Source organism: Xanthomonas sp. F4, from assembly GCF_011761895.1.
On sequence record NZ_JAASQX010000001.1, the window covers coordinates 897,085 to 921,840 of the forward strand.

Below are 24,756 nucleotides of genomic sequence, written 5' to 3' on the forward strand. Positions count from 1 at the left end.
GCATGTTCGAATCCCTCACCCAACGCCTCTCCGGTACCATGCAGCGCCTGCGCGGCCGCGGTCGCCTGACCGAGGAGAACATCCGCGAAGCCACCCGCGAAGTGCGCATCGCGCTGCTCGAGGCCGACGTCGCCCTGCCGGTGGTGCAGGCGCTGATCGAGCGCATCAAGGTGCGCGCGGTCGGCCAGGAAGTGCTCAAGAGCCTGACCCCGGGCCAGGCGCTGATCAAGGTCGTGCGCGACGAGCTGACCGCAGTGATGGGCTCGGCCGCCAGCGACCTCAACCTCAACGTGCCGGCGCCGGCGATCGTGCTGATGGCCGGCCTGCAGGGCGCGGGCAAGACCACCACGGTCGGCAAGCTGGCCAAGCACCTGAAGGAAAAGCGCAAGAAGAAGGTGATGGTGGTGTCGGCCGACGTCTACCGCCCGGCCGCGATCGAGCAGCTCAAGACCCTGGCCGAGCAGGTCGGGGTGCTGTTCTTCCCGTCCGAGGCCTCGCAGAAGCCGGTGGACATCGTCCGCGCCGCCATCGCCGACGCGCGCAAGTCCTTCGTCGACGTGCTGCTGGTGGATACCGCCGGCCGCCTGGCCATCGACGCGGCGATGATGGAGGAGATCAAGGCGCTGCACGCGGCGATCGACCCGGCCGAGACGCTGTTCGTGGTCGACGCGATGACCGGCCAGGACGCGGCCAATACCGCCAAGGCGTTCAGCGAGGCGCTGCCGCTGACCGGCGTGGTGCTGACCAAGACCGACGGCGACGCCCGCGGCGGTGCGGCGCTGAGCGTGCGCTACATCACCGGCAAGCCGATCAAGTTCATCGGCGTCGGCGAGAAGCCCGACGGCCTGGATGTGTTCCATCCCGACCGCCTGGCCAGCCGCATCCTCGACATGGGCGACGTGCTGTCGCTGGTCGAGCAGGTCGAGCACCAGGTCGACAAGGACAAGGCGCAGAAGCTGGCCGAGAAGGTCGCCAAGGGCAAGAAGTTCGACCTCAACGACATGCGCGACCAGCTCGAGCAGATGCAGAACATGGGCGGCCTGTCCGGGCTGATGGACAAGCTGCCGGGCATGGGTCAGATCCCCGAGCACCTCAAGCAGCAGGTCGCCGGCAACAAGGACGTGCCGCGGATGATCGCCATCATCGGCTCGATGACCAAGAAGGAGCGGCGCAACCCGGGCCTGCTCAACGGCTCGCGCCGCGCGCGCATCGCCCGCGGCTCCGGCACCCAGCCGGCCGACGTCAACAAGCTGATGAAGCAGTATCAGCAGATGGAGAAGATGATGAGCAAGATGGCCGGCGGCGGCATGAAGGGCCTGATGCGCGGCATGAAGGGCATGATGGGTGGCATGGGAGGCCGCGGCGGGTTGCCGTTCCGCTGAATCTGGCCACGCGCGGTTTTCCTTCTTGATCGTGCGGTCGCCGTCCGTTCTTTTTTGCAGTGTCAGTTCGATCGCATGGGAAGGGTATGAACCGGCAGATCAAGCACAGCACGCTCGTCTTCGAACGCTCATGTAGGGCTGGCAGCGCGCGCGTCTTCGGCGCTTTTTCCGATTCCACGCAGCGCGCGATCTGGAGCGCCCCGTCCGAGAGCGCGGCATTCATATACGAAGCGGCCGATTTTCGTGAAGGCGGACGGGATGTTTTCCGATGCGGGGACAAGGACGATCCGCAATACACTGGCGTCGTCACCTATGTTTCCATCGTGCCGGACTCCCGGATCGTATGGAGCGAAATCGTGGAATCCGGTGGCCAGCCCCTGGCAGCGCTTCTGATTACGGTATTGCTTGAAGAGCAAGGCGATGGAACGAGGATTCGTATGACGGTTCAGGCGACATCCTTCTGCGGTGATGCGATGATCGAAGGAATCGAAGCCGGTAACAATGCGGCGCTCGACAATCTGGTTGCGTTCGTCGCCCAGTGATTTTCCGCTTGGATCGGCTGCAGATGCATGCTGCGTGGCGCTGCGGCGAATGGTCGCTAAAGCGCTGACCGCAAGCTAAGGGATTGGATTTTCGCGTTGTTTGAAGGGGGCGCCTTGCGACGACCGCTGCCGCTGCCCGTGAGCGCAGCCCTGTCCGCTGCACGGTGGCCTGGATGCGGCGCGGCTACCATGGCGGTTCCCGGATTCGCGGAGAACTCATGATGCAGCGCTTGGCACGTGTGGAGGCCTTCCGGCAGCGCTTCGGCCTGCGCCTGCCGATCCTGCTCAGCCCGATGGCCGGTGCCTGCCCCGTGCCGCTGTCGGCCGCGGTCGCCGCGGCCGGGGGCATGGGCGCGATGGGCGCGGTGCTGTCCGCGCCGCAGGACATCGTGACGTGGATGGACGCATTCCGCGCCGCTGGCGGCGGGCCGGCGCAGATCAATCTGTGGGTGCCGGATCCGCCGCCCGCGCGCGATGCCGCCGCCGAGGCCGAGGTGCGTGCTTTTCTCGGCGCCTGGGGGCCGCCGGTCGAGGCGGCCGCCGGCGATGCGGCGCCGGCCGATTTCGACGCCCAGTTCGAGGCCCTGCTGGCGGCGCGGCCGGCGGTGGCCTCGTCGATCATGGGCCTGTTCCGGCCGGACCAGGTGCAGCGCCTGCAGCAGGCCGGAATCGCCTGGTTCGCCTGCGCCACGACCCTGGACGAGGCGCTGGCCGCGCAGGCCGCCGGCGCCGATGCGGTGGTCGCGCAGGGCGCCGAGGCTGGCGGCCATCGCGGTGCGTTCGAGGCCGGCAGCGCCGAGCGGCAGGCGACCGGGCTGTTCGCCCTGCTGCCGCGGCTGGTCGATCATCTGCAGATCCCGGTGATCGCCGCAGGCGGCATCGGCGACGGGCGCGGCATCGCCGCCGCGCTGGCCCTGGGTGCGAGTGCGGTACAGATCGGCACCGCCTTGCTGCGCAGCCCCGAGGCAGCACTGGCGCCGGCCTGGGCGGCCGCGCTGGCCCAGGCCGAACCCGAGCAGACCGCGCTGACCCGCGCCTTCTCGGGCCGCCTCGGCCGGGCGCTGGTCACCGACTACGTGCGCGCGGCCGCCGCGCCGGAGGCGCCGCCGCCGCGGCCGTACCCGGTGCAGCGCGGGCTGACCGCGCCGATGCGCCAGGCCGCGCAGCGCGACGACCACCTGGCGACGATGCAGGCCTGGGCGGGGCAGTCGGCATGGATGGCGCCGGCCGCGCCTGCCGCGGACCTGCTGGCACGCTGGTGGGCGCAGGCGCAGGACCTGCCGTGAGCGCGCAGGTCTTCCACCACGGGCAGCCTGCGGGCGCAGAACTGCTGGCCGCGGCCGCGCTGGTGAACTACGGGCATTTCAGCACCATGCAGGTCCGCGACGGCGCCGTGCGCGGGTTCGATCTGCATCTGCAGCGGCTGCAGCAGGCCAACGCGGCGCTGTTCGGCAGCGACTTGCCGGCTGCGCGCGTGCGCGACGCGCTGCGTGCGGCGCTGGTCACGTTCGGCAGTGGCGACGCCTCGCTGCGCGTCACCGTGTTCGCGCCGGGTTTCTCGCTGCGCCGGGCCGATGCCGACTGCGCGGTGGAACTGCTCGTGTCGCTGGCGGCGCCTGCGCAGGCCGATCTGGCGCCGCTGCGCCTGCGCAGCGTCGTGTTCGCGCGCGAGGCGCCGCAGTTCAAGCATGTCGGCACCTTCGGCGCATTCCACCAGCGCCGCCTGGCGCTGCAGGCGGGCAGCGACGATGCGCTTTTCGTGGACTCGCAGGGGCAGGTGGCCGAGGGGCCGACCTGGAACCTGGGACTGTGGGACGGGGCCTGCCTGCACTGGCCGCAGGCGCCGGCACTGCGCGGCACCCAGGAGCGGTTGCTGCAGGCCGGGCTCGCCGCGCTGGGCGTGGCGCAGGCCGTGCGGCCGCTGTCGCTCCACGAACTCGGCGCGGACGTGGCCGCCTTCACCTGCAATGCCCGCGGGCAACAGGCGGTCGCGGCGGTGGACGGGCGCACGCTGCGCCCGGCCGAGGAACTGCTGGCGTTACTGGAACAAGCGCTAAGCCCCCAGCCCTGGCAGGCAATCTGAGCGGCGCCGCTTTGGCGAATCCCCAATCCCAAATCCCCAATTCCCTTGCCGCATCAGCGGCAACGACTTGGCAGCGGCGGGGACGGTGGCTATAATCGTCGGTTCACCGCGCCATCCTGGCGACTGGGCAACACCGGAAACTCACCATGGTCAAGATCCGCCTTACCCGTGGCGGCGCCAAGAAGCGCCCCTTCTATCACATCATCGTGTCCGACGTGCGCAGCGCGCGCGACGGCCGCAACATCGAGCGCCTGGGTTACTACAACCCGGTTGCCCAGGGCGCCGAGCCGCGCGTGGTGCTGGACCTGGCCCGCGTCGACCATTGGGTGTCCAATGGCGCGCAGCTGACCGACAAGGTGCGCAACCTGTACAAGGAAGCCACCAAGGCCCAGGCCGTCGCGGCCTGATCCTGCGGGCCGCGCCCCGCGCGCGGCCCTTGCGTTTGCTCCGATGAAAGACAGCCAGCGCCGCATCCTGCTTGGTCGGGTCCTCGGCGCGTTCGGCATTCGTGGCGAGGCGAAGCTCGAGTCCTGGACCGAGCCGCGCCTCGCCATTTTCCGTTATCAGCCCTGGATCGTGCGCAAGCCCGACGGCAGCGAAAGCAGCCTCAACGGCGTGCGCGGCCGCGAGTCCGGCAAGTACCTGATCGCCACACTGCCCGAGGTCACCGACCGTGACGCGGTCGAGGCGCTGCGCGGGACCGAGATCTACGTGGCGCGCAGCAGCCTGCCGCCGCCGCGCCCGGACGAGTACTACTGGGTGGACCTGGAAGGTCTGGACGTGCGCACCGTCGACGGCGTGGCGCTGGGGCAGGTATCGCACCTGTTTTCCACCGGTGCCAATGACGTGATGGTGGTGCGTGGCGACCGCGAACGGCTGGTGCCGTTCGTGCAACCGGACTACGTCAAGTCGGTGGATTTCGAGGCCAACCTGGTCGTGGTCGACTGGGACCCCGAGTTCTGAGCGATGCCGGCCGCACGCCGGCCCCGCTGTCGCTTTGCCGAATCCCCAATCCCGACTCCCCAATCCCCGCCCCATGCGCATCGACGTCATCAGCCTGTTCCCCGAGTTCGTCGCCCAGTGCGCCGGGTTCGGCGTGGTCGGGCGCGCGCAGGAGCGCGCGCTGCTGGACCTGCATGGTTGGAACCCGCGCGACTACGCCACGGGCGGCTACCGCAAGGTCGACGACCGCCCGTTCGGCGGCGGTCCGGGCATGGTGATGATGATCGAGCCACTGCAGGCCTGCCTGCGGGCGGTGCGCGACGCCGATCCGCAGCCGGCGCCGCTGATCTACCTGAGCCCGCAGGGGCGGCCGCTGACCCAGGCCAAGGCCCGCGAATTGGCCGCGCTGCCGCGGCTGCTGCTGCTGTGCGGGCGCTACGAGGGCGTGGACGAGCGCTTCGTCGCCGCCGCGGTGGACGAGGAAATCTCGATCGGCGACTACGTGCTGTCCGGCGGCGAACTGGCCGCCGCGGTGCTGGTGGATGCGGTGACCCGGCTGCAGGAGGGGGCGCTGAACGATGCCGAGTCCGCGGCCCAGGACAGTTTCGAAGGCCCGGACGGTCTGCTCGACTGCCCGCACTACACGCACCCGCGCGAGCACGCGCTGGGCGAGGTGCCGGCGGTGCTGCGTTCCGGCAACCACGCCGCGATCGCCCGCTGGCGGCGCATGCAGGCGCTGGGACGCACCTGGCTGCGGCGCCCGGAGCTGCTGGACGAGGCAGCGCTGAGCGTGGCCGACCGGCGGCTGCTGCAGGAATTTCGCCAGGAACGGGAAGCGGCCGTGGCCGCCGAACAGGAAAATCCACCCAGGCCCTAGCCATGGCCGCCGGGCTGGGTTAAAATGCCCGGCTTTCCGGCCAGTGCGTTCCGTGCTTGGCCCATCCGATATCGTGCAATCGCCGTGCGGCGACTGCCGGACCACCTCACCAGACACAAGCGGTGCCCACCATGAGCAAGCTCAACAAGACCATCCTGGCCGACTTCGAAGCCGCCCAGATCCAGCGCAAGCTGCCGGAGTTCAACCAGGGCGACACCGTCGTCGTCAACGTCAAGGTGAAGGAAGGCAACCGCGAGCGCGTGCAGGCCTACGAAGGCGTGGTGATCGGCACCAAGAACGCCGGCCTGAACTCCTCGTTCACTGTGCGCAAGATCTCGCACGGCTACGGCGTCGAGCGCGTGTTCCAGACCCACAGCGCCACCATCGACTCGGTCGAAGTGAAGCGCCGCGGTAAGGTCCGCGCCGGCAAGCTGTACTACCTGCGTGGTCTGGAAGGCAAGGCTGCCCGCATCAAGGAAGACCTGGCCGCCGCTGCGCAGGCCAAGGTCGCGCGCCAGGCCGCTGCTGCCGCCGCCAAGGCCGAGTAATCCCCGGCGACCTTTGGTCGCTGCCGCAACGGCCGCCTTCGGGCGGCCGTTTGCGTTTGTGGAATGGGCTGGGTGTGCGACGTGGCCTGCGGTGCGATGATTCGCGACGCTGTTGTTTAACCGACGCACGCGCGGGACGCCCTCGTAGGAGCGGCTTCAGCCGCGACCGGGCATTCCCAGAATCGCTCGCCGCCGAGCGCCTGCCTGCGTCTCGATGATGGTCGGCGGGCTGGTCGCGGCTGAAGCCGCTCCTACAAGTGGCGGAGGATTCGGCCGCAAGGCATTGCCGCCGCCAGGCACTCAGCGCGCCGGGTCCTGGGCGACCGCCACGTCGGCGACCGGTGCCGGCGGCTGCGCCGGCACTTCCGCCGGATGCGCCACCGTCTCCGGCGGCGAGGGCGCCAGCATGCGCGCCTTGCGCCAGTTGCCCCAGCGGTAATACGCCAGCGACAGCAGCATCGCGCAGGTGGCGCTGGTCGGGAAACTCCACCACACCGCATCCACGCCCAGTTGCGGCTGTAGCAACTGCGCGAACGGCACGCGGATGCCCCACAGCGACAGCGCCAGGATCAGCAACGGCGGGATCACCGCGCCGGTGGCGCGGACCACGCCGGAAATCACGAAAGTGACGCCGAAGAACAGGAACGACCACACCGCGATGTGGTTGAGATGGCGCGCGATCTCCAGCGCCGCGCTGTGCGGCGGCAGGAACAGCGCCAGGGTCCAGCGATCGAACAGGATCAGCGGCGCGATCAGCGCGCCGGTCAGCAGGAAGTTGAACAGCACGCCCTTGCGCGCGGTCGCCGCCACCCGGTCCCAGCGCTGCGCGCCGACGTTCTGCGCGGCCATCGACGAGCAGGCCGCGCCGATCGCCATCGCCGGCATCTGCAGATAGGCCCATAGTTGCAGCGCCGCGCCGTAGGCCGCGGAGGTGGCGGTACCGTAGCCGTTGACCAGCGCGATCATCACGATCATCGCCAGGGAGATCAGCACCATCTGCAGGCCCATCGGCACGCCCTTGACGATCAGCGCACGCAGGATCGGCAGGTCGAGCCGGAACAGCCGCGCGTCGCGGCGGCCCAGCCACAGCACGTGGCGCTTGTGGCGCAGGTACAGCAGCAAGCCGGTCAGCGCCACCGCCTGCGCGATCAGCGTGGCCCAGGCCGCACCGGCGATGCCCAACTTGGGGAACGGCCCCAGCCCGAACAGCAGCAGCGGATTGAAACCGATGTCCAGCACCACCGACAGCAGCAGGAAGCGGAACGGCGTGCGCGAATCGCCGGTGCCGCGCAGCGCCGCCGACAGGAACGCGAACGTGTACAGCAGCGGCATCGCCAGGAAGATCACCCGCAGGTAGGCCTCGGCCAGCGGCAGCGACGCCGCCGGCGTGCCCATCGCCGCCAGCAGGTGCCGCGCCAGCCACCAGCCGCTGGCGGCGATCAGCACCGAGATGCCGATGAAGAAGGTGGCGCTGGTGCCCATCACCCGCCGCGCCTGGGCCACGTCGCTGCGGCCCATCGCCTGGCCGATCAGGATGGTGGAGGCCATGCCGATGCCGAACACCGAGCCGATCAGGAAGAACATGATGCTGTTGGCGTTGGCCGCGGCGGTGAGCGCGGCTTCGCCGAGATAGCGGCCGATCCACACGGCATTGACCGAGCCGTTGAGCGATTGCGCGATGTTGCCGGCCATGATCGGCAGCGAGAACAGCAGCAACTGGCGGCCGATCGGGCCTTCGGTGAGCACGGCGGGCTTGGGCATCGCGGGTCGGGATCGAGCGTGAGCCGGCCACACTAGCACCGACGGATGGCGGTGGGGGCGATGGGCGGTTGGGCGTCGTGGTCTGGCGCGTTCGCGTGATAGTCGTGCATGGTGCGGGCCTGCGCTGCCGCGCGGCGTGCGGCCTGTGCCGTCGCGTGCGGCGGGCTGTCCTACCCGAGTCGCGCGGTCGCGTGCCTGCGGCGAGGATGGGCGCGCGTTCGGCACAGATCGCATCATGCGCGCCTTGGTGTGGGCGTGGATCGATGCGCGTACCGGCCCGTGACGAACGACCTGGGCAAGCCGCGCCCGGGCGCGTCCGCATCGTGGCCGGTTGCTACCCATCGCCCCATTCTTCCCTGCCAACCCATTCATCCTGGAGGGGCGGGTCCTGGCGGGCGCGGTGCTTGTATTGAAGCGATGGCATCGCCATTTGTGCGGGGAGACATGCGCGCCGGCCCATGTTTCCGGCCGGCGCGGTGTTTCCGTTCCGGCATCGCCTTTGGCTGCCTGCAACCTCCAACGCAAGTGGATGTCGAGCAACGCAATGAATGAATCTGTCGTGCAAGCTGCCGCGGTGCGCCTGGATGTCTGGCTGTGGGCCGCGCGCTTCTTCAAGACCCGCAGCCTGGCCAAGCAGGCGGTGGAAACCGGCAAGGTGGACGTGGCCGGGCAGCGGCCGAAATCTTCGCGCGCGGTGCGCGTGGGCGAGCAGGTGCGCGTGCAGCGCGGCGACGAGGTGTTCGAGATCCAGGTGCTGGGGCTGAGCGATACGCGCGGCCCGGCCAGCGTGGCGCAGACGCTGTACCAGGAGAGCGAGGCCTCGCGCGAACGCCGTGCGCAGTTGCGCGCGCAACGCAGTGCCGAGCGCAACGGCTACCAGGCGCCGGAGGGCAAGCCGGACAAGCGTGCGCGGCGGCTGATCCGCGCGCTGGGGGATCTGGACGCGCTGTAGCCGAGCGCGGTGCGTCGTCGCGCGATTGGCACGACGGCGCGGTATCGATCGCGGCCAGCGGACGGGCTGTGGACCTGCAGGCTGCTCGCGTCGATGGATGCGGCCACGCGTTCGGTGCTGCTAGTGGCGGCTGACGCCGCTCCTACGGCGGTCGGCGCGTCCTGTGCGAGCGACTTCAGTGGCGACGACCGAAGGCGGGAGATTGCCTGGCCCGTCCAGCAGTCGGGACCGAAGTCCCTGCCACACCGAGAGGTTGCGCTCGGCCTGGTCGGCTTGGCTGTCGGAGCGGCTTCAGCCGCGTCGCGCTGAGACGTCGCGCGACCATCCTGTCGTCTCTGCCACACGTTCGGCGCATGGCGGTTGCCATCCACACGCACGACAACGCCCCGGCGAGCGGGGCGTTGTCGTGGCGTGCGCTACGGTCTTCAGGCAGCCAGGTCGAAGCGGTCCAGCTGCATCACCTTCGTCCAGGCGGCCACGAAGTCGCGCACGAACTTTTTCTGCGCGTCGGCGCTGGCGTAGACCTCGGCCACCGCGCGCAGCACCGAGTTGGAACCGAACACCAGATCGGCGCGGGTGCCGGTCCACTTCACGGCGCCGTTCTTGCGGTCGCGGCCTTCGTAGACGTCCTTCATCTCCGAGGTCGCCTTCCACTCGGTGCCCATGTCCAGCAGGTTGGCGAAGAAGTCGTTGCTGAGCACGCCCGGGCGATCGGTGAACACGCCATGCGCGGACTGACCACTGGTGGCGCCGAGCACGCGCAGGCCGCCGACCAGCACGGCCATCTCCGGCGCGGTCAGGGTCAGCAACTGTGCCTTGTCGATCAGCAGCGCTTCGGCCGACAGCGCGTAACGGCGCTTGGCATAGTTGCGGAAGCCGTCGGCGATCGGTTCCAGCACCGCGAACGATTCCACGTCGGTCTGTTCCTGCGAGGCATCCATGCGACCCGGCACGAACGGCACCTCGACGGTCTGCCCGGCCAGCTTGGCCGCCTGTTCCACCGCGGCGGCGCCGCCGAGCACGATCAGGTCGGCCAGCGAGATCTTCTTGCCGCCGCTCTGCGCGCCGTTGAACTGCGCCTGGATGCGCTCCAGCGTGGCCAGCACCTGTGCCAGTTGCGCCGGCTGGTTGACCTCCCAATCCTTCTGCGGGGCCAGGCGGATACGCGCGCCATTGGCGCCGCCGCGCATGTCCGAACCGCGGAAGGTGGACGCCGACGCCCAGGCGGTGGACACCAGTTGCGCCACGCTCAGCCCGGAGTCGAGCAAGGTCTTCTTGAGCGCGGCGACGTCCTGCGCGTCGACCAGCGGATGGTCCACGGCCGGGATCGGATCCTGCCACAGCAGTTCTTCGGCCGGCACGTCCGGGCCGAGATAGCGCGCGCGCGGGCCCATGTCGCGGTGGGTTAGCTTGAACCAGGCGCGGGCGAAGGCGTCGGCGAACTGCTGCGGGTTCTCCAGGAAGCGGCGCGAGATCTTCTCGTAGGCCGGGTCGAAGCGCAGCGCCAAGTCGGTGGTGAGCATGGTCGGCAGGTGCTTCTTCGATGGATCGTGCGCGTCCGGAATCACCGCCTCGGCGTTCTTGGCCACCCATTGGTGGGCGCCGGCCGGGCTCTTGCTCAGTTCCCAGTCGAACTTGAACAGGTGCTCGAAGAACTCGTTGGTCCACTGTGCCGGCTTGGTGGTCCAGGTGACTTCCAGGCCGCTGGTGATGGTGTCGCCGCCCTTGCCGCTGCCGAAGCTGTTGGACCAGCCCAGGCCCTGGCTTTCCAGGTCGGCCGCTTCCGGCTCGGCACCGACGTGGTCGGCCGGGCCGGCGCCGTGGGTCTTGCCGAAGGTGTGGCCGCCGGCGATCAGCGCCACGGTCTCTTCGTCGTTCATGGCCATGCGGCCGAAGGTGTCGCGAATGTCCTTGGCTGCCAGCAGCGGGTCGGGATTGCCGTCGGGACCTTCCGGATTGACGTAGATCAGGCCCATCTGCACTGCGGCCAGCGGGTTCTCCAGGTCGCGGGTGTGGCGCACTTCGCTGTCGTCGTCCTTCACCAGCACGCCGTGCGCTTCGTCCACGCCCGGCGAGCCGTGCGCATAGCGGTCGTCGCCGCCGAGCCATTTGGTCTCGCGGCCCCAGTACACGTCCTGATCCGGCTCCCAGGTATCAGCGCGGCCGCCGGCGAAGCCGAAGGTCTTGAAGCCCATCGATTCCAGCGCGACGTTGCCGGTAAGGATCAGCAGGTCGGCCCAGGAGATGGCCTGGCCGTACTTCTGCTTGATCGGCCACAGCAGGCGCCGCGCCTTGTCCAGGCTGACGTTGTCCGGCCAGCTGTTGAGCGGGGCGAAGCGCTGCTGCCCGCGGCCGCCGCCGCCGCGGCCGTCGCCGGTGCGGTAGGTGCCGGCGCTATGCCAGGCCATGCGCACGAACAGCGGGCCGTAGTGGCCGAAATCGGCCGGCCACCAGTCCTGCGAGTCGGTCATCAGCGCGTGCAGGTCGCGCTTGAGCGCTTCCAGATCGAGTTGCTGGAACGCCTTGGCGTAATCGAACTGCGGGTCCAGCGGGTTGGAGCGGGCCGAATGCTGGTTGAGCAGGTCCACGCGCAACTGCTTGGGCCACCAGTCGCGATTGCTGGTGCCGCTGCCGCTGGCAGCCTGGTGGAACGGGCATTTCGATTCGCTGGTCATGGGAGGCTGCCTTGGCTCTTGGTGGACGAGATGGGGTGGCTCGGCGCCGCGATCATACGGCGGCGATACGGTGAAACTGGAGACACGATAGGCGTAAGCGGCGATATATAGAATTCGAATTCTTCTAATCAATCGATAGTTATTGACTATCGTTCCATTCGATGGCGATGCGTGGTCGCGGAAATATCGGGTGTGTAGCACTGGGCCCGACCAGTGCGCGCCATGCCGGCCGCCGGCTGCGCTCGTTATCCTGTCGCGATGACCCAACGCGCCACCCGTCTGCTGCGCCTGCTCGACGCCCTGCGCGGGCGCCGCCGGCCCGTGGCCGGGGCGCAGCTCGCCGCCGACCTGGGGGTGAGCCTGCGCACGCTGTACCGCGACATCGCCAGCCTGCGCGGGCAGGGCGCCGACATCCTCGGCGACCCGGGCGTGGGCTACGTGCTGCGCCCGGGCTTCCTGCTGCCGGAGCTGAACTTCAGCGAGGACGAGCTGGAGGCGTTGACCCTGGGCGCGCGCTGGGTGGCGAGCCAGGCCGATCCGGAACTGGCGCAGGCGGCGCAGCGCGCCATCACCCGGATCGGGGCGTCATTGCCGGCGCCGTTGCGGCTGGCGCTGGAGACCAGCGGGTTGCTGGTGCCCGCGGCCCCGCCCGCGCAGCCGGCGGCGCCGTGGCTGCCGGTCCTGCGCCGCGGCATCCGCCTGGAGCACGTGCTGCACATGGACTACGCCGATGCCGGCGGCGTCGCCTCGCAACGGCGCATCTGGCCGTTCGCGATGGCCTTCCTGGGCGGCTTCGGCATGATTGCGGCGTGGTGCGAACTGCGCGGCGACTTCCGTCATTTCCGCGCCGACCGGGTGCTGGCGCTGCACGACGACGGCGAACGCTACCCGACGCGGCGGCATCTGCTGATCCGGCGCTGGCGCGCCGCCACCGGACACGGCGTCGGCTCCTGACAGCAGGTGTCAGCAGGGCGCGCGCAGACTGCGTGGCGTCCACCACGGAGTCCGACCATGTCCCACGATCTTGTGCTCTACACCCACCCCATGTCGCGCGGTCGCATCGCGCGCTGGATGCTCGAAGAAACCGGCCTGGCGTACCGCGCGCAGATCCTCGACTACGGCACCGGCATGAAGTCGCCCGACTATCTGGCGATCAACCCGATGGGCAAGGTGCCGGCGCTGGTCCACGGCACCACCACCGTCACCGAGAACGCGGCGATCTGCGCCTACCTGGCCGACCTGGTGCCGGAGCGGCAACTGGCGCCGCCGCTGGGATCGCCGGCGCGGGGCGAGTACTACCGCTGGCTGTTCCTGCTGGCCGGGCCGGCCGAGGCGTTTCTCACCGCCAGGCAGCACGGCACCCTGGCGCCGGCGCACAGTGCGGGCTACGGCCATGGCGAGGATCTGCTGGACATGCTGGAGCAGGGCGTCGCCGGTCGCGAGCACCTGGCCGGCGACCGCTTCAGTGCGGCCGACCTGTATGCCGCCGCGTTCCTCGGCTTCTACACGCGCATCGGCGTGCTGCAGGCGCGGCCGGCGTTCGTCGCCTTCGTGCAGCGGCACATGGCACGGCCGGCGGCGCAGCGTGCTGCGGCCATCGACGATGCGTTGGTGGCCGCGCATCCGAACCCGTTCATGCGGCGCCCGAGCGCTGTGCCGGCGACCGCCTAGCGGAAGGTGGACCACCGCGGTTGGGGGTGCCGTGCGGCAACCCCTCTCCCGGTGGGAGAGGGGCTCGGCGCTTTCCTTCTCCCTCCGGGAGAAGGTGCCCCGCAGGGGCGGATGAGGGTGCGGGGCGCAGCCTCGCATTGCCAGATCAGTGCAGGCGCTGCGCGCCCCGTACCCTCACCCCAACCCCTCTCCCGATGGGAGAGGGGCTAAATCGTACGCCGCCCTACAGCAGCGACTTGAGCCGGTACAGCGCTTCCAGCGCCTGCTTGGGCGTGAGTTCGTCCGGATCCAGCGCGGCCAGCGCTTCCTGTGCCGCGGAGGGCGTGGCCGCGAACAGGCCGAACTGCTGCGGCGCGTCCAGGGCCTGCGGCGCCATCTGCGAGGCATGGCTCTCGCCGCCGCGTTGCTCCAGCTCCGCCAGGCGCCGCCGCGCCTGCGCCACCGTGGTCTTGGGCAGGCCGGCCAGCGCCGCGACCTGCAGGCCGAAGCTGCGGTTGGCCGGACCGTCCTTGACCGCGTGCATGAACACCAGGCGGTCGCCGTGCTCGACCGCGTCCAGGTGCACGTTGGCGATGCCGCTGGGGCCGCCTTCGACCGATTCGTCGGCCAATGCGGTCAGCTCGAAATAGTGCGTGGCGAACAGCGTGTAGCAGCGGTTGTGGTGGGCGAGATGGCGCGCCACCGCATCGGCCAGGGCCAGGCCGTCGTAGGTGGAAGTGCCGCGGCCGATCTCGTCCATCAGCACCAGCGACTGCGCGGTGGCGTGGTGCAGGATGTAGCTGGTCTCGGCCATTTCGACCATGAAGGTGGACTGGCCGCGGGCCAGGTCGTCGCCGGCGCCGATGCGGGTGAGGATGCGGTCGATCGGGCCGATCACCGCGCGCCGCGCCGGCACATAGCTGCCGATGTGCGCGAGCAGCACGATCAACGCGTTCTGGCGCATGTAGGTCGATTTACCGCCCATGTTCGGGCCGGTGATCACCAGCATGCGTCGGTCGGGGTGCAGATCCAGATCGTTCGGTTCGAACGGTTGCTCGCGCACCGCTTCCACCACCGGGTGGCGGCCGCGTTCGATGCGCAGGCAGGCACCGCTGTCCAGCTCCGGCTGGGTCCAGTCCAGCGCCTGCGCGCGTTCGGCGAAGCCGGCCAGCACGTCCAGTTCGCTGAGCGCGGCGGCGGCACGCTTGAGCGGCTCCAGGCGCTCGCCCAGCGTGTCGAGCAGGCCTTCGTAGAGCAGCTTCTCGCGCGACAGCGCACGCTCGCGCGCCGACAGCACCTTGTCCTCGAAGTTCTTCAGTTCCTCGGTGATGTAGCGCTCGGCGTTGGTCAGGGTCTGGCGCCGGCTGTAGTGCACCGGCGCCTTGTCGGCCTGGCCCTTGCTGATCTCGATGTAGTAGCCGTGCACGCGGTTGTAGCCGACCTTCAGCGTGGCGATGCCGCTGCTGGCGCGCTCGCGCGCTTCCAGATCGATCAGGAACTGGTCGGCGTTGGTGCTGAGCCGGCGCAGTTCGTCCAGCTCGGCGTCGTAGTCGGCGGCGATGACGCCGCCGTCGCTGAGCTTGAGCGGCGGCTGTTCGGCGATCGCCGACGCCAGCAGGTGCGCGATCTCGTCGTGCTGGCCCAGCTCCGCCGCCAGTGCCGCCAGCCGCGGCGAATCCAGCGGCGCCAGGATCGCGCGCACCTTCGGCAGCAGGCCCAGGCCGTCGCGCAGGGTGGAGAAGTCGCGCGGACGCGCCGAGCGCAGGGCGACGCGGGTGAGGATGCGCTCGACGTCGCCGAGCGCGCGGAACGCCTCGCGCAGGTCGGCATCGGCGCCGCGGTCGATCAACGTGCCGACCGCGTGGTGACGCTGCACCAGCACCTCGCGCAGGCGCAGCGGACGGTGCAGCCAGCGCCGCAGCAGGCGCCCGCCCATCGGCGTGACCGTGCTGTCGAGCACGCCGAGCAGGGTGTTGCGGGTGTCGCCGTCGACGCGCGTGTCCAATTCAAGATGACGGCGCGTGGCCGCGTTCATCGCGATCGCCTCGCTGGCGGTCTCCATCGCGATCGCGGTCAGGTGCGGCAGGCGTTGCTTCTGGGTTTCCTCCACGTAGCCGAGCAGGGCGCCAGCGGCGGCGGTGGCGCGCGGCTTGTCGTCGATGCCGAAGCCGCTCAGATCGTGCAGCTGGAAGAACGCCAGCAACTGCCGGCGGCCGCTGTCGGCGTCGAACAGCCAAGGCGGACGGCGGCGCACGCCGCGGCGCTCGCGCAGGAATTCCGGCCATTGGTCCTCGTCGGGCACCAGCAGCTCGGCCGGCTCCAGTCGCGCCAGTTCGGCTTCCAGCGCGTCCTCGCTGTCCACCTCGTTGACCAGGAACCGGCCGCCGGCCAGGTCGGCCCAGGCCAGGCCGTAGCCCTGCTTGGTGCGCGCGATGGCCATCAGCAAGGTATCGCGGCGCTCGTCCAGCAAGGCCTCGTCGGTCACCGTGCCCGGGGTGACGATGCGCACCACCTTGCGCTCGACCAGGCCCTTGGCCAGCGCCGGATCGCCGATCTGCTCGCAGATCGCCACCGACTCGCCCAGCGCCACCAGCCGCGCCAGATAGCCCTCGTAGGCATGCACCGGCACCCCGGCCATCGGAATCGGCGCGCCGCCGGAACTGCCGCGCTGGGTCAGGGTGATGTCCAGCAGCCGCGCGGCCTTGCGCGCGTCGTCGTAGAACAGTTCGTAGAAATCGCCCATGCGGAAAAACAGCAGCAGGTCCGGGTACTCGGACTTGGCGGCGAAGAACTGCTTCATGAGCGGGGTGTGTTCGGGGACTTTCTCGGAGGTCATGGCGCCTTCGTGCGGACGTGCGGGGCGGCGGGCGCATGGCGCGCGCCGCCGGTGCGACAGGGCATGGGGCGGCGGGCCGCCCGTGGGGGAGGCAAGTTTAGTGGATTGGGGTTGCGGCTGGTCGGGTGGGTCGCGAGGCCGGAGCGCCGGCGCCGTGCGATCGGGGCGCCGTGGGCATGGGCGATGGAGCCGTCGCGCCGATTGGCGGCCCATGTGAGCCGCTGCATGCGCGGCGACCGCGCGTAGAGCAGGACGGGCGACGGGTCGTGCCGTGCGTGCTGCCGGTTCAGCCGCCGAGAGCAGGCACCTGCTGCATGCGCAGCAAGCGGGCGCGGTCCTTGCCCTCGCGCTTGGCCTGGTACAGCTGTGCATCGGCGGCGGAGAACGCGTGTTCGAAGGCGGCGCGCTCGAAGCGCTCGATGTGGACACCGCCGAGGCTGATGGTCACTTGCGGGAGGCCGCTGCTGCGCTCGTCCGGCTGGCTGCGGACATCGGCGACCAGGCGGTCGCAGGCGATGAGGAAGTCGTCCATCGAGATGTCGGGTAGCGCGATCAGGAACTCCTCGCCGCCCCAGCGCGCCGCGATGCCGGTGGCGTGCGCGCTGCGTTGCAGGACCGCCGATACCATCAGCAGGATGCGATCGCCGACGGCATGGCCGTAGGTGTCGTTGATCTTCTTGAAATCGTCGATATCCAGGACCGCGAGTCCGAGCCTGCTCCCCGGCGGCAGTCGATCGATGGCCTTGACCATGAAGGCGCGGTTGTACAGGCGGGTCAGGCGATCGGTCTCGGCCTGGTAGGTGGTCTTCACCAGCAGGCGGTGCTTCTGACCCAGCAGTTCCGCCATGAACACCACCAGGATCGCCACGATGGCGAATTCGATCCGGTGCGCGAAAATCTCCTGGTAGAAGTTGGCGCTCTTCTGGTAGTTGTTGGTGACCACGTAGAAGTGCACGCGCGACAGCGTCGGCAGGGTCATGCACAGTCCGGTCACCAGCACGGTGCCCTTGAAGTCGAACCGTGCCAGTGCGACGAGGGCAGGAATGGCGGCGATCGAGGTGATCGTCAGCCAGGGGCTGAAGGTCAGCATGAGTTGCGCCAGCACCAGCGCGGCGATCAGCAGGACCGCGGGGCGGTCGTGGCGCCGCCGTTCGGCGCTCCAGTTGCTCCGCACGCCGCCATGGAAGATCAGGGTGACCACCAGGCAGGTGAGGAACTGTTCGCTGATCCAGTCGATGACGACGAAACCGGTCGTGCCGAGGGGAACCAGGCGGTTGAGAAGCAGCCCGACGCACGCTCCCGAGGCAAGGACCGACAGAAGCACCGGCGCGATCAGCAGGGCGGTGCGACGGTAGGGCGCGAACCAGTGCCGGTGCCGCACCACGAGCCGCATCGCAATACCGTAGGAGGCGACATGCAGCGTATCGAACAGACATGCCCAGAATTGCTGCTGCGGCGTCATCGGCTGCGGCACCAGCAGCGAGGTCGCATAATGGCCGGCAAAGAACAGCAGCAAGAATGCGCCATGCCGCAAGGGAGCCCCGCGGCGGTCGCGGCTGCGCCAATGCAGCGCGAGCAGCGCGCCCAGGGCATTGCCGGGCCAGAAGAAGATCAGGCCAACTGCGCTCTGTTCCAGCAGCGCGAGATAGTTGATCAGCGCGCAGGCGAAAAAATAGAAGAGATACCGGCCCAGCATGCCCATCGTTCCGTCCGGGGTTGAGCGTACCGCGGCCATGCCGGCGACCCGTTGCTAAAGTGCTGAAATAGTAATGGTGTCGCGATCGTTACGAGGCAGACGTCGACATTATTGTGGAATGCGCCAGCGGTCGGTCCATTCGTATGTTGTCGGCGCGTCGCGCCTGTTCTTGATAGCGCCCATGACTTGATCGCACCCATGCGCCGACCGTCGCCGCCATTGCCTGTCACGGGATGCTGGGCATCGAGGTGCGCGATCGCTCGCCTTTACTCAACCCAGGTGGCGTGGCTAGACTGCCGAATCGGGGAGGCTGGCGGGCACGCCGCCGGCTGGCCGGTGCCGACTCAGGGGGATAATGATGTTCAAGCGACTGTGCTTGGCCTTAGGGCTGAGCGTTTTCTGTGCGTCTTCGATGGCCCGCGACAATGCGTTGCCGTTGCCATTGGCGTCCGACATGCCGGTCGAGGTGCAACTCACCCAGCAGGAACTGGCGATCGATGTCTCGTCAACCGCGATGGAGATGGGGATGCAGTTCGGGCTGGTCGGTGCCCTGATCGGAACTGCCGTGCAGAACGCGAAGAACAAGAATGCCGAAGCTACCGTGCTGCCGTTGCGCAACATGATGGTCGGCTACGATTTCGAAACGCCGTTGATGCGGTCCCTGCAACGCCGGCTGCCTGGCTCGGGAATCGCCGATCGCCCTGTGATCACGGTCGTTCATGCGCCTTGGGAGGCACGGCAGGATCTGGATGGCATGCCGAAGCATGTCTTGGTCATCAGGCCGCGGTACGCCATGGGCGATGCGATGGGCACGGCCTATGTTCTGCTCAATGTGACGATCGAAGATCGCCAGATAAAGAACGGAACGGTCAAGACCAGGTTCCTGTTCTCGCGTCCTTATGCTGTTCGCTCCAGTTTCCAGTTGCCCGCCCCAGGCGAAAGCAGGCCTTGGCTCGATCTGGGAGCAGCGCGGATGGGCGGGCTGATCGATCAATCGATCGACCAGGCCGTTGCCATGATGGTCTACGACTTTTCTGCAGAAGGTCGCCAGCAATGGGACCAGAAGATCAAGGGGGAATCGGACATTGCCGGACGTAGCGTGTCCGGCCGCATCGAGCGGCGCGAAGGGGACGTGGTGTGGGTGCGTGCTGGCAACACGCGCTTTCAGGCCATCACCGGGTACCAGTGGTTGCGTTCCGACTATCAGCCGGCAACGCTGCCGGTGGCCGTGCCGAACCAGGCGGTTGCTGTCGAAGCAGCCGCATCCCAGGCAGTCGCGCCGACTCCGTCGGGCGCTGACACGTCCATCGTGCAGGTCGCCGCCGCGTCGCACAGCGAACCGGTTCCGAGCGTGGGCGCGTCTGCCGCCGTCGACACACCTGCCCACCCAGTGCAGGCGCCTGCAGAGACGTCCGTATCCACGGAGCCGGGCAAGCGCAAGACCTTCTGGGAAACATACAGGCCGAAGGATCAACCGATTCCTCAAGGCCAAGCGGCCCATCCCTGATGATCCGCATCGCCGCTTCGCTCAGCCTGCTGCTGTCGCTATGCGCATGCGCAGCCCGCATGGAGCGCGCGGAGGTGCTGCATCTGCCGACGACGGTCGATTCCGGTCTGCGCTGCCCCTACCGGCTGGGTCAGATCGTCGATGCGCGATCGACCACGGAGGTGGGAATGCTTGGTAAGCGCACGTATGCCTTCCCTGACATCGCTGCCAGCGTCCGTGAGGCGCTGGGATCGGTAGGCTGGTCGCGCGATGCGGACGCGTCATCGGTGACGATCAGCATTCAGAAGCTCTATCTGAGCGCCTTGCCCGCAACCGTCACCGGGGTGGCGGCATTCGAGATTCGGCCCCACGGCGCCTCGGCGTTCGTCGTGCGCGGGCAGTCGGCCAGAGTCAACTGGAACTCATCCACGTCCGATGCAATGGGGATTCTGGGCGCCGCGGTCGGCGACGCGCGTATGCAACTCGTTGCGCGACTCAACGCCAGTTGCCGCACCCCAGCTACCGCCGGACCCTGACAAACAGCGAACGCCGCCTCGTCGAACCCCGAGCGATGGCAGAGGCTTGCATCGCATACGGATTCCAGGTCATACGGGGCCCGGCCTGGCGATGAAATCGTGGCGTCATCTTCTCCCCGGAAGATCACCTGTTTCCATCTCTGGACGCGGTTGGAGCGGTCGTGAGTGGCGCGAGGGTATGGGAAAAGAGCTATGCGCTGCGGGGGCGCCTGCTGCGTGGCTTCTTCCTGCGCCGCGGCTCGCATGCCGAGGACGTCGAGGATCTTGCGCAGGAGGTCTATCTGCGCCTGTTGCGCAGCACCGGCGAGAACGCCGAAGCCGTCGCCAACCCGGAAGCCTATCTCTATACCGTGGCGGCCAACCTGGCGCGCGAACATGCGCGCTCGCGCGCTGCGCTGCCGCCGCTGGAGGATGTCGAGCTGCTGGCCGAAGTGCTCGAAAGCGAAGAGGACGTGGAGGGCGAGTTCGAACGCCGGCAGCGTTGGAGCGACATCCGCAACACCATCGCGCAACTGCCGCCGGCCACCCGCCAGATGATGGAACTGCACTATCGCGACGGACTGGAGTGCCAGCAGATCAGCGCGCGGATGGACGTGTCCGTGCACATGGTGCGCAAGCACATCGGCAGGGGACTGCAGGCGTGCAGGGCGAGGTTGCGCATCCGGGGTGAGGCATGAACCAACCGCCACCCACCATGGACGGCACCGTGGCCGAGCAGGCGGCGGCCTGGTTCCTGCGTCATCGCGAGGCGCCATTGGGCGAGCCCGAGCGTCTGGCGTTCCTGGAGTGGATGCAGCGTTCGCCCGAACATGTGCGCGAATACCTGCGCGCCTCGCGCCTGCATCGCGAAGTGGGCGAGGCCATGAGCCCGCGGCGGCAGCAGGATGCGGCGGCCGGCCAAGCCGCCGTCGCCGCGCATCCGCCCCGCGCCAAGGTCGTGCCGCTGTTCTCCGGCACGGGACCGCGTGATGCCGTACCGGCCGTCCGGCGTCCGCGCCGACGCTGGCAGGTGGCGATTGCGGCTGCGGCCTGCGTGGCGATCGCCCTGGGCGCCCTGCTGGCGCATCTGCAATCGCCGGAACTGCTGTTGCAGGCCGGGCACGGACAGCTGCGCGCGTTCACCCTGGCCGATGGCAGCCGGGTGCGGCTCAACGCGGACAGCGTGGTGCGCGTCCGGCTGGGATGGCTGGCCCGGCGCGCCGAATTGCTGCGCGGGGAGGCCAGCTTCGACATCGCAGCGGACCGGCGCCCCTTCCAGGTGCAGGTCGACGGGCTGCACATCCGCGACATCGGCACCGTGTTCGACGTCGCGCGCCGGTTGCAGGACACCCGGATCGGGGTGGTGTCCGGTGCAGTGGAGGTCTGCAGCAATGGCGCGAATGCGCGTTGCCTGGCGCGGCTGGATGCCGGTCGGGTGGCCGCGATTGATCACGGCAGCCGCGTGGTGCGGCCGCTGAGCATGCCGGCCTCGATGCTGCTGGACTGGCAGCAGCGCAAGATTTCCTTTCTCGACGAACGCCTGGACGAGGTCGCGCAGGCGTTCAATCGCCACAACACGGTACAGGTGGTGATCGCGGACCAGGCGGCTGCATCGGCGCGCCTGTCCGGCAGCCTGGACGCGCACCGGGTCTCGGCGCTGCAAGCCTTCCTGCAGCGCGACCCGCGCTTGGTGGTGCAGCGCGATGGCGACACGGTGCGCGTCTCCAGCCGCTGAGCATGCCGCGGACGTTGTCAGAAAAAATTCATCGAATCCGCGTTCTCCATTCCGGCGCTTGCCCGCTCTTTCTTAAGGAGAAGCCGCTGTCGTTCCGCGACGCGGCGTCGACATCCTCTCTCCCTCAAGGAACCGTGATGCGGAAGCCGCTCTCCCTGTCGATCGCCCTGGCCATCGTCCTCTCCCATGCCTTCCTCGGCCAGGCCCAGACCGCGACGCCGGATGCGCTGGCCGCGAAGATCACCACGCCGATCGCCGCGCAACCGCTGAGCCGCGCGCTGCAGCAGCTGTCGCGTGAGTCAGGCGTGCAGTTCCTGTACTCGCCCAACGGCTCCCCGCGCACCGGCGGCGCGGTGGCGGCGGGGTCGACGGTCAAGCAGGCGCTGGAGGAACTGCTGGCAGGCACCGGCCTGCGCTATTCGGTGGTGGACGGCAACGTCATCGCGATCGATTCCGCGCCGCCACGCGACGTGCCGCCGGCCGCGCCGCTACCGGGCGCGGAGCAGGGAAGCGCCGCACCGACGCTGGATGCGGTGAACGTGATCGCCGCGCACGAGGTGATCGAGCAGAAGAAGCAATCTCCGGGCATCAAAGACTCGGTGATCTACGACGAGATGGACAGCTACGGCGACGAGACGCTGGCCGAGAGCCTGATGGCCGCGCCGGGGGTGAGCGCGGTGGAGGACGCGGGCGAGCCGCGCTACGTGACCGTGCGCGGCGTGCAGCCCAACCTCAACTACACCACCATCGACGGGATCGCGATCGCCAGCGTGGGCGGCAGCGGCTCGGGCGAGCGCATGAACAACCTGCAACTCATTCCCAGCGACATCGGCACCCGCACCGACATCTACAAGAGCTTCAGTGCGGAGCAGGCGCCGGATGCCATCGGCGGGGTGATCGACATCGTCAGCCGCAGCGCCTTCGATCGCTCGGGCCGCTACGTCTTCGCCGATCTCGCCGGCATCTACTCCACCGCCGAAACCGACGTCGGCCGCAGCGCCGGCGGCGACCACAAGACGCTGGGACACTTCGGCAAGAGCGCCAAGGCGGTGTTCTCCAACCAGTTCGGGGCCGATCAGGAATTCGGGGTCGTAGCGGTGGCGCGCTACGAGCAACGCTCGCGCAACAGCATCAAGCGCTGGGTGGAATCGAACTATTACTTCGACGCCGCAGGCAAGTACCTGACCGACGGCACCATCGATCCCGAGGCGGCTGCCGGCTGGAACGGCCTGCGCGCGCCGGGCAATTTCAGCACCGGCACCTATACCAATTACATCACCAACTTCGGTGGGTCGGCCAAGCTGGAGTGGAAGCCGTCGCAGGATCCGTTCTACGCCTCGTTGCTGCTGTACTCGTACCGGTTCTACGAGAACTCCACGATGAACAAGACCGACCTGTACTCCAATCCGAAGTTCCCGATCCGCAACGCCAGCGAGGACGGCGGCACCACCCAGATCAACAGCATCTACATCAAGAACCGGCACGACCGCTGGGATCGCAGCAACCGCGGCGCCATCGCCGTGTTCGACTGGGACGTGGGCGAGCGCTCGCGGCTCAGCCTGCGCGCCGGTCATACCGAAGAGACGTTCGACAACACCCAGGTGTACTGGGGCGTGCGCGCATATCCGAGCAGGCTGTTCGTCGACTACGCCAACGACGGCAACGGTTTTCCGAACGCGGTCGGCGTGTCCGATCCGAGCCTGCTGACCACCTCGGCGTTCAAGCTCAATCCGGCGCAGGCCTACATCTCTCCGCGCGACGCGCAGGAAAGCATCGACGATGTGCGCGTGGATTTCACCCACAACATCGACGCCGACGCGCGTGGCTTCGGCCTGGCCACCGGCGCCGAGTACCGCCGCCTGGACATCTGGCAGAACATCGACTTCACCTACTACAAGACCAGCGCCACGCTCAATCGCTATCTGTATCCCGGCGCGACCCTGGTCGGCAGCGTGCCGGGCTTTCCGCTGATCGACAACCGCCTGTGGACCGAGCAGCTGCTGCCGACGCTGGGCAACAACAACGCCGCCTACCCGAACGCCAACCTCACCAGCGACTATCGGTACGTCGAGGACATCGGCAATGCCTACGTCTCGGCGCATTATGCGTGGGAGCGGCTGCTGCTGATCGGCGGCCTGCGCTACGACCACACGCGCTTCGACGCGTATAGCCCCTTCAGCGCCGACGGCGGCGCCACCTACAGCGCCGATCTGCGCAAGAACACGGGCGGCTACGCCAATGTGCTGCCATCGCTGAACGCCACCTTCAAGCTCAGCGACGACCAGCGCCTGCGCGCGTCGGCCAGCCGCACGCTGGGCCGGCCGACGCCGAGCAACATCGCCCAGGCGACCCAGACCAACTGCGGCGACGATGGGCAGGGCGGGAACTTCTGCACCATCCAGCAGGGCAACGCCGGCCTCAAGCCGCGCCGCGCCACCAACCTCGACCTGGCCTGGGATCTGTACTTCAACGGCAACAACGGCCTGGTGTCGGTGGCGCTGTTCGACAAGGTCATCCAGGACGACATCTATACCCTGACCACCTACGAGACCATCGGCGACGTCCGCTATCGGGTGACCCAGCCGATGAATACCGACCAGTCCACCCTGCGCGGCATCGAGTTGTCCGTCGCCAACCGCAACCTGCGCTGGGGCAATCAGCACCTGGACATGTATTTCAACGCTACCCGCCTGCAAGGGCGGACCAACTACACCATCACCGACGGCAGCCAGCGCCGCCTGGACCGCCTGCTGTACCAGCCGGACTGGTCGTTGAACGGCTCGCTGATCTGGCGCATGCCCTGGCACAGCGCGCAACTGCGCTTTTCCGGCACCTACCGCAGCCGCATGCTAGTCGACTTCGGCGATACGCAGTGGCTGGATTCGTACTACGACCCGTACATGACCTTCAACCTGGCCTTCAGCCACAGGATCGGCAAGCACGTGACGCTCAAGTACGAGGCCAAGAACCTGTTCAACACGCAGCCGACCTACAGCACCGGCCCGAACGGACGCTTCCGCACCGAGATCGACGACTACGGCCGTTTCTTCTACTTCCATGTGATCTACAACTGAGG

General features: G+C 68.5%; 20 protein-coding genes. 16 read left to right on the forward strand and 4 right to left on the reverse strand.

The window, feature by feature from the left end; translation table 11 throughout:
- Nucleotides 1-2: 2 nt before the first annotated feature.
- The 8 genes from ffh to rplS all read left to right on the forward strand — a co-directional run bounded on the left by ffh (nt 3) and on the right by rplS (nt 6,374).
- Nucleotides 3-1,382 carry a signal recognition particle protein gene (gene ffh, locus FHR66_RS04090; RefSeq protein ID WP_160964411.1) on the forward strand — a complete coding sequence of 460 codons (1,380 nt, stop codon included), beginning with the start codon at nt 3-5 and terminating at the stop codon, nt 1,380-1,382.
- An 86-nt stretch (nt 1,383-1,468) separates the two neighbouring features.
- Entirely contained in the window at nt 1,469-1,924 is a 456-nt protein-coding gene (locus FHR66_RS04095; protein WP_160964412.1) for an SRPBCC domain-containing protein, read from the forward strand.
- 221 nt (nt 1,925-2,145) lie between these two features.
- Complete coding sequence (locus FHR66_RS04100; RefSeq protein WP_160964429.1) at nt 2,146-3,210, forward strand: NAD(P)H-dependent flavin oxidoreductase; 1,065 nt, start codon at nt 2,146-2,148, stop codon at nt 3,208-3,210.
- Entirely contained in the window at nt 3,207-4,007 is an 801-nt protein-coding gene (locus FHR66_RS04105; protein ID WP_160964413.1) for an aminotransferase class IV, read from the forward strand. Before FHR66_RS04100 ends, FHR66_RS04105 begins: the two co-directional genes overlap by 4 nt.
- A 146-nt stretch (nt 4,008-4,153) precedes the next feature.
- Nucleotides 4,154-4,414, forward strand: coding sequence for a 30S ribosomal protein S16 (gene rpsP, locus FHR66_RS04110; protein WP_160964414.1), 261 nt, complete (start codon nt 4,154-4,156; stop codon nt 4,412-4,414).
- Nucleotides 4,415-4,457: 43 nt separating this feature from the next.
- The gene (gene rimM, locus FHR66_RS04115) at nt 4,458-4,970 is read left to right on the forward strand and encodes a ribosome maturation factor RimM (protein ID WP_160964415.1); all 513 of its coding nucleotides are present in this window, start codon (nt 4,458-4,460) and stop codon (nt 4,968-4,970) included.
- Nucleotides 4,971-5,043: 73 nt separating this feature from the next.
- Nucleotides 5,044-5,826, forward strand: a complete 783-nt coding sequence (trmD, locus tag FHR66_RS04120; protein WP_160964416.1) for a tRNA (guanosine(37)-N1)-methyltransferase TrmD — start codon at nt 5,044-5,046, stop codon at nt 5,824-5,826.
- Between the two features lie 131 nt (nt 5,827-5,957).
- Complete coding sequence (gene rplS / locus FHR66_RS04125) at nt 5,958-6,374, forward strand: 50S ribosomal protein L19 (protein WP_010342237.1); 417 nt, start codon at nt 5,958-5,960, stop codon at nt 6,372-6,374.
- A gap of 300 nt (nt 6,375-6,674) precedes the next feature.
- Here the strand turns inward: rplS and FHR66_RS04130 are convergent, their stop codons facing one another.
- Entirely contained in the window at nt 6,675-8,135 is a 1,461-nt protein-coding gene (locus FHR66_RS04130) for an MATE family efflux transporter (protein WP_167087358.1), read from the reverse strand.
- Nucleotides 8,136-8,679: 544 nt separating this feature from the next.
- Between FHR66_RS04130 and FHR66_RS04135 the strand changes: the two genes are divergently transcribed.
- Entirely contained in the window at nt 8,680-9,087 is a 408-nt protein-coding gene (locus FHR66_RS04135; protein WP_043091529.1) for an RNA-binding S4 domain-containing protein, read from the forward strand.
- A gap of 425 nt (nt 9,088-9,512) precedes the next feature.
- Here FHR66_RS04135 and katG read toward each other — a convergent pair whose 3' ends face one another.
- Complete coding sequence (gene katG, locus FHR66_RS04140; RefSeq protein ID WP_167087361.1) at nt 9,513-11,762, reverse strand: catalase/peroxidase HPI; 2,250 nt, start codon at nt 11,760-11,762, stop codon at nt 9,513-9,515.
- 258 nt (nt 11,763-12,020) lie between these two features.
- On the opposite strand from katG, the gene FHR66_RS04145 reads away from it, so the two are divergent.
- Together FHR66_RS04145 and FHR66_RS04150 are read left to right on the forward strand one after the other, a co-directional pair.
- Nucleotides 12,021-12,716: a helix-turn-helix transcriptional regulator gene (locus tag FHR66_RS04145; RefSeq protein ID WP_167087363.1), complete on the forward strand. Its 696-nt coding sequence runs from the start codon at nt 12,021-12,023 to the stop codon at nt 12,714-12,716.
- A 57-nt stretch (nt 12,717-12,773) separates the two neighbouring features.
- Entirely contained in the window at nt 12,774-13,433 is a 660-nt protein-coding gene (locus FHR66_RS04150) for a glutathione S-transferase family protein (protein WP_167087365.1), read from the forward strand.
- Between the two features lie 223 nt (nt 13,434-13,656).
- On the opposite strand, the gene mutS is transcribed toward FHR66_RS04150, so the two are convergent.
- Together mutS and FHR66_RS04160 are read right to left on the reverse strand one after the other, a co-directional pair.
- Entirely contained in the window at nt 13,657-16,248 is a 2,592-nt protein-coding gene (gene mutS, locus FHR66_RS04155; protein WP_167087367.1) for a DNA mismatch repair protein MutS, read from the reverse strand.
- Between the two features lie 286 nt (nt 16,249-16,534).
- Nucleotides 16,535-17,983: a sensor domain-containing diguanylate cyclase gene (locus tag FHR66_RS04160; RefSeq protein WP_167087369.1), complete on the reverse strand. Its 1,449-nt coding sequence runs from the start codon at nt 17,981-17,983 to the stop codon at nt 16,535-16,537.
- A 319-nt stretch (nt 17,984-18,302) separates the two neighbouring features.
- Here FHR66_RS04160 and FHR66_RS04165 point away from each other — a divergent pair, with 319 nt between their 5' ends.
- The 5 genes from FHR66_RS04165 to FHR66_RS04185 all read left to right on the forward strand — a co-directional run bounded on the left by FHR66_RS04165 (nt 18,303) and on the right by FHR66_RS04185 (nt 24,754).
- Nucleotides 18,303-19,451 carry a hypothetical protein gene (locus FHR66_RS04165; protein ID WP_167087371.1) on the forward strand — a complete coding sequence of 383 codons (1,149 nt, stop codon included), beginning with the start codon at nt 18,303-18,305 and terminating at the stop codon, nt 19,449-19,451.
- On the forward strand, nt 19,451-19,966 hold the full coding sequence (locus tag FHR66_RS04170; RefSeq protein ID WP_167087373.1) for a hypothetical protein: 516 nt from the start codon (nt 19,451-19,453) through the stop codon (nt 19,964-19,966). Before FHR66_RS04165 ends, FHR66_RS04170 begins: the two co-directional genes overlap by 1 nt.
- Nucleotides 19,967-20,127: 161 nt before the next feature.
- A complete protein-coding gene (locus FHR66_RS04175) occupies nt 20,128-20,643 on the forward strand; it encodes an RNA polymerase sigma factor (protein WP_167087375.1) in 516 nt (171 codons plus the stop codon).
- A complete protein-coding gene (locus FHR66_RS04180; RefSeq protein WP_167087377.1) occupies nt 20,640-21,680 on the forward strand; it encodes a FecR domain-containing protein in 1,041 nt (346 codons plus the stop codon). Before FHR66_RS04175 ends, FHR66_RS04180 begins: the two co-directional genes overlap by 4 nt.
- A gap of 137 nt (nt 21,681-21,817) precedes the next feature.
- Entirely contained in the window at nt 21,818-24,754 is a 2,937-nt protein-coding gene (locus FHR66_RS04185) for a TonB-dependent receptor (RefSeq protein WP_167087379.1), read from the forward strand.
- Nucleotides 24,755-24,756: the final 2 nt, after the last annotated feature.